Genomic DNA, 863 nt, shown 5'->3' with positions numbered 1-863 from the left:
CAATCCGCTGCGCTGCCGCTGGGAGGCGGCCGCGGGCACCTCGGTGACCTTCGAATGGTTCCGCGCCAGCCCGATCGCCGCGCACACCGCCACCGATCCCGCGGCCCAGGTGTCGCCGCTGCGGGTCGGCGACCACACCGGCCGGCTCGTCTCCACTCCGCAGTGGTGTGAGGCCGCCGTCGATTCCGGTGCCGCGGATTTCGTCGATTGGCGCGCCGACGAGCCGCAACAGCCTGCGGCCCAAGCATGTTCGGCCGTGCGGCAGCTGGCCGCGGCGACCCTGGCGAAGGCGGGGTGAGGTCGGTGCGCCGAGCACGCCGTCTCGTCGCCGCGGTGGCCCTGATCGCCGCCGCGGCCGGATGTTCCTCGGACCCGACGCCCGCACAGCGGCCGGTGCGGGCCGAGGACGAACTCCTGCAGGGCTGCGGTCCGGAAACCGATGCCGAGATCGCGAATCTGGTGCACGCCACCGCCGTTCACCGCGAGGGCGGACCGACCATCTGCGCCTGGGAGGGCAACTACCCCGGCGGCGGCATCGTCGATATCACCTACGCCTGGTTCGCGCAGGACTCGTTGCTGCGCGACGGTCAGGTGGCCGCCGCCCTCGGCTATCGCACCGACCATCTGGTCGTCGCCGATTTCGGCGGCCTGATCTGGCACGATCCGCGCGATCCGGGCAGTTGTGGGGTATCGGCCGCCGATTCCGGGACCGTCACCTACTGGGTGCAGAACCGCTCCCGCCTCGCCACCCCGGATCCGTGTGCGGCGGCGATGAACGCCGAGAAGGCCACCGTCAAACTCGACGGATGATCCGCGGCCCTCACTTCCCGGGAACGGTTCGGCACTACTGCCCGCGACCTCCA

General features: G+C 71.6%; 2 protein-coding genes. Both read left to right on the top strand.

Annotated features, from left to right (window positions below; genetic code table 11):
* A partial coding sequence (locus ON23_RS27985) for a DUF3558 family protein (protein WP_039781892.1) occupies window positions 1-298 on the top strand: 298 nt, incomplete at its 5' end.
* Window positions 299-303: 5 nt separating this feature from the next.
* Window positions 304-810: a DUF3558 family protein gene (locus tag ON23_RS27980; protein WP_157170298.1), complete on the top strand. Its 507-nt coding sequence runs from the start codon at window positions 304-306 to the stop codon at window positions 808-810.
* Window positions 811-863: the final 53 nt, after the last annotated feature.

Origin of the sequence: Nocardia cerradoensis NBRC 101014 (genome assembly GCF_000308535.1) — a bacterium.
In the GTDB taxonomy this organism is placed as follows: Bacteria; Actinomycetota; Actinomycetes; order Mycobacteriales; family Mycobacteriaceae; genus Nocardia; species Nocardia cerradoensis.
The sequence above is the reverse complement of the archived record's forward strand: the minus strand, read 5'-3'. Positions and strand labels throughout refer to the sequence as shown.